We start from the raw sequence: 4,519 nt of genomic DNA, 5'->3' as shown, positions 1-4,519 counted from the left end.
CCATGACCTGCATCTCCTGGTAGAGCTTGATGCGGGCTTGGGGGTCGGTCAGGTGCGGGGCCTGGGTGAGCTNGGCGTCATAGCCCTTGTCGCACCACTTGGAGATGTTGTGCCCGCCCGGGCGGGCGCATTCGCAGCCGTGCAGGAAGAAGAAGTTGTCCGGGTCGCCGTTGTCGCCGTTCCAGCCGAACAGGGCCGTCATCGGCTCGCCCTGCTGCAGACGCTTGCGGTACTCGCCCCATTCGTAGGTCACCAGCTTGGCGTTGACGCCGATCTTGGCCAGGTCGGCCTGCATCATCTCGGCCATGCGCTTGGCGTTGGGGTTGTAGGGCCGCTGCACCGGCATGTACCAGAGGTCGATGTCCAGCGGCGTCTTCACACCGGCCTTGGCCAGCAGGGCCTTGGCCTTGGCGGGGTCGTAGGGGTGGTCCTTGACCGTGCTGTTGTAGGCGGCCATGGTCGGTGGGATGAAGTTCACCGCCGCGGTGCCGGCGCCCATGTAGACGTCCTTCAGGATGGCGGCCTTGTCGATGGCCATCGTCAGGGCCTGACGCACCTCCTTCTTGTCCAGCGGCGGCTTCTCGACGTTGAAGGCCCAGTAGCCGATGTTCAGGCCCGGCATGCTGATGACCTTGAGCGCCGGGTCCTTCTGCATCTCGGGCAGGTCGGCCGGCCGCGGGTAGGCGCTGACATGGCATTCACCGGCCTTGAGCTTGGAATAGCGTGCGGTCGGGTCGGTGGTGATGGCAAAGACCAGGCTGTCCACCTTGGCCTTCTCGCCCCAGTAGCCGGGGTTGGCCTTGTAGCGGATGACCGCGTCCTTCTGGTAGGCCACGAACTGGAAGGGGCCGGTGCCCACCGGGATCTGGTCGAACTGCTCCTTGCGGTTGCCCTTGGCCAGGTAGTCGGCGTACTCGGCCGAGTGGATGGCGGCGAAGTCCATGGCCAGGTTGGCCAGCATGGTCACGTTGGGCTTCTTCAACGTGAGGCGCACGGTGTAGGGGTCGAGCTTCTCGATCGAGACCAGGTCGTCCTTCAGGCCCATGTCGGCGAAGTAGTCGTACTTGCCGCCGGAGACCTTGGCGTAGGGGTGATCGGGCTTCCACTGGCGCTCGAAGCTCCAGACCACGTCGTCGGCGTTGAAGTCCCGCGTGGGGGCGAAGCCGTTGACGCCGCTGTGGAACTTCACGCCATGGCGCAGCTTGAAGGTGAAAACCTTGCTGTCGGGCGAGACGGTCCAGCTTTCGGCCAGGCCGGGCTCCACCTGGGTGGTGCCGCGGGCGAACTGGGTCAGGTGGTCGTAGACGGGCTTGGCCGCATCGAAGCTCGTGCCCGTGGTGTTGAGGGCCGGGGTGAAGTTCTCGGGCGAGCCCTCGGCGCAGTAGACGAGGGTCTTGGCGCTGGCGGCGGCGCCGCAGGCCAGCAGGGCCGCCAGGGCCAGGGCCGACCGCAGGGTCGGGCGGATCACGGTCATGCAGGGATCTCCAGAGACAGTTGTGCCGTCGGGTGGGGCTGCGCCTGGGGAGCAGCCCCGCGTTGCGGGGGCATTCTGCTCCGGTTCGGAGGCAGTCTGCCCGGGGCCAACGCAAACAAGGTGGCAAGCATATGCAAGTTCCGGGCCCCCGCCGAGTGCGACCTCGGGTTTGTCGGGAGGCCCAAGAGGGTCACAGGCGATCGTGTACCGTTGGGTTCATGCACGTCACCGAGCCGCACGTCACCGAGCCCTCTCCCGCTCCGTCCGATCCTGCTCTGCCGCCTGCCGTGCCGCCCGGGCTGTGGCGCCTGGCTGCACGCCAGCTGTGGCTGGACTTCCGCGCCGGCGAGCTGCGCCTGGTGCTGGCCGCGGTGGTGCTGGCCGTGGCCGCGCTGACCGCGGTGGGCTTCTTCGCCGACCGGCTGCAGGGCGGTCTGCAGCGCGACGCGGCCCAGCTGCTGGGCGGCGACCTGGTGGTGCGGGGCGACCAGCCCCTGCCGGCCGAGTTGGCGGCGCAGGCCCGCAAGGCCGGCCTGGCCGTGGGCAGCAATGCCGTCTTTCCCAGCATGGCCCGGGCCGACGAAGCCCAGGGCGGCGCCACCCGGCTCGTGTCGGTCAAGGCGGTGAGCGCCAACTACCCGCTGCGCGGCCGCCTGGGCCTGATCGACGGGCCGGAAGCGGCGCCGCACCCCGGCGGTGCGCCCGCGCCGGGGCAGGTGTGGGTGGATGCGGCCGTCGCCGACGCCCTGGGGCTGGCGGTGGGGCAGGACCTGCTGCTGGGCGACGCGCGCTTTCGCATTGGCGCGCTGATCGCCACCGAGCCGGACCGCGGCACCGGCTTCCAGTCCTTCGCGCCGCGGGTGATGCTGCGCGAGGAAGACCTGCCGGCCACCGGCCTGATCCAGCCGGCCAGCCGCGTGGCCTACCGGCTGCTGGTGGCGGCCGAGCCCGCCCAGGCCCGCGCCCTGGCCCGCTACACCCAGTGGGTGCGCGGCATCCTGAAGGCCGAGGGCGCGCGCGGCGTGCGCCTGGACACGCTGGAAAGCGGCCGCCCGGAGATGCGCCAGACCCTGGACCGGGCGAGCAAGTTCCTGAACCTGGTGGCCCTGCTGGCGGCCCTGCTGTCGGCGGTGGCGGTGGCCATCGCCGCGCGGGACTTTGCCCAGCGCCACCTGGACGACTGCGCCATGCTGCGGGTGCTGGGTCTGTCGCAGCGGCGCATCGCGGTGGTCTACCTGGGCGAGTTCGCCGCCCTGGGCCTGGGCGGCAGCCTGGCCGGCGTGCTGCTGGGCGCGGGCCTGCACCTGCTGTTCGTCACCCTGCTGGCGGGGCTCATCCCGGCCAGCCTGCCGCCGCCCACCCTCTGGCCGGCCCTGCTGGGCCTGGGCGTGGGGCTGACCCTCTTGATGGGCTTTGGCGTGCCGCCGGTGCTGCAACTGGCCCAGGTGCCGCCGCTGCGGGTGCTGCGCCGGGAGATGGGCGCCATCCGCCCGGCCTCGGCCGGGGTGCTGGGGGCGGCGGCCCTGGCCTTCGGCGCCCTGCTGGTGGTGGTGGCGCGCGACCTGACCCTGGGCGGCATCGCCGTGGGGGGCTTTGCGGCCGCGCTGGCGCTGTTCGCCGGCCTGTCCTGGGTGGCGGTGAAGTTGCTGGGCCGGCTGGTGCCCGGGGCAGGCGCGCCGGACTGGCTGGTCATCGCCACCCGCCAGGTGGCCGCGCGCCCGGGCTTCACCATGCTGCAGGTGTCGGCCCTGTCGGTCGGGCTGATGGCCCTGGCCCTGCTGGTGCTGCTGCGCACCGACCTGATCAACAGCTGGCGCCAGGCCACGCCGCCGGATGCGCCCAACCGCTTCGTCATCAACATCCAGCCCGACCAGGCGGCCGATTTCCGCGCCATGCTCGACGGCGCGGGCGTGCGGGGCTACGACTGGTACCCGATGATCCGCGGCCGGCTGCTCACCATCAACGGCGCCGACGTGGGCCCGCGTTACGCCGGCAACGACGAGGCGCGGCGCCTGGTGGAGCGCGAGTTCAACCTCAGCCACGCGGCCGAGCTGCCGGTCCACAACCTGCTGGCGGGTGGCCGCTGGCAAGCCGGTGAACAGGACGGCCTGAGCGTGGAGTCCGGCCTGGCCGAGAAGCTGGGCCTGAAGCTGGGCGACCGGCTGCGCTTCGAGATCACCGGCCAGGTCGTGGAAGGTAAGGTGACCAGCCTGCGCAAGGTGGACTGGGGTTCGATGCGGGTGAACTTCTTCGTGATGTTCCCGCAGGCCGAGATGCCGGACCTGCCGGCCACCTACATCGCGGCCTTCAAGGCGCCGGGGCAGAAGGGCTTCGACAACGCCCTGACCCAGCGCTTCCCGAACATCACCGCCATCGACGTGACGGCCACCCTGGCCCAGGTGCAGGCGGTGATCGACGAGGTGATCCGCGCGGTGCAGTACCTCTTCGTGTTCAGCGTGGCGGCGGGGCTGGTGGTGCTGTTCGCCGCGCTGGGCGCCACCCGCGAGGCCCGGGCCCACGAGTACGCGGTGATGCGCGCCTGCGGTGCCAGCAGCCGGCTGCTGGCCCGGGTGCAGCGGGCCGAGCTGCTGGGCGTGGGCGCGCTGGCCGGCGGCCTGGCCACGCTGGGGGCCGTGGCGGTGGGCTGGGCGCTGGCGCGCTTTGTCTTCGAGTTCAGCTGGACAGCCGCGCCCTGGGTGCCGCTGCTGGGCATGGTGGCCGGGGCGCTGCTGGCGCTGGCCGCCGGCTGGTGGGGCCTGCGCGAGGTGCTGCGCCGGCCGGTGATGGAGACGCTGCGCCGGGCGGCGGAGTGAAGCTGCCGGGGCCATCGCCCCGGCGCCGTGCTCAGGCCGATTGCAGCCGGAAGGTGGCCACCACGCCGGTCAGGCGTTGGGCCTGCTCGCGCAGGCTTTCGGCCGCGGCGGCGCTCTGCTCCACCAGCGCGGCGTTTTGCTGGGTCATCTGGTCGAGCTGGGTGACGGCCTGGTTGACCTGGCGGATGCCGCCGTTCTGCTCGCCGGCCGCGGCGGTGATCTCGCCGATGAT

2 protein-coding genes and 1 pseudogene are annotated in these 4,519 nt (G+C 71.5%); 1 reads left to right on the top strand and 2 read right to left on the bottom strand.

Going from position 1 to position 4,519, the window contains the following annotated elements; translation table 11 throughout:
• Positions 1 to 1,474, bottom strand: a 1,474-nt coding sequence (locus tag I73_RS23500; protein ID WP_022982860.1) for an ABC transporter substrate-binding protein, incomplete at its 3' end; no start/stop codon positions are given.
• Positions 1,475 to 1,692: 218 nt separating this feature from the next.
• On the opposite strand from I73_RS23500, the gene I73_RS23495 reads away from it, so the two are divergent.
• The gene (locus I73_RS23495; RefSeq protein WP_022982859.1) at positions 1,693 to 4,287 is read left to right on the top strand and encodes an ABC transporter permease; all 2,595 of its coding nucleotides are present in this window, start codon (positions 1,693 to 1,695) and stop codon (positions 4,285 to 4,287) included.
• Positions 4,288 to 4,318: 31 nt separating this feature from the next.
• On the opposite strand, the pseudogene I73_RS32885 reads toward I73_RS23495, so the two are convergent.
• Positions 4,319 to 4,519: pseudogene (locus I73_RS32885) on the bottom strand (methyl-accepting chemotaxis protein); the annotation flags it as partial.

The organism is Ideonella sp. B508-1 (genome assembly GCF_000333615.1).
Taxonomy (GTDB): domain Bacteria; phylum Pseudomonadota; class Gammaproteobacteria; order Burkholderiales; family Burkholderiaceae_C; genus Ideonella.
The sequence above is the reverse complement of the archived record's forward strand: the minus strand, read 5'-3'. Positions and strand labels throughout refer to the sequence as shown.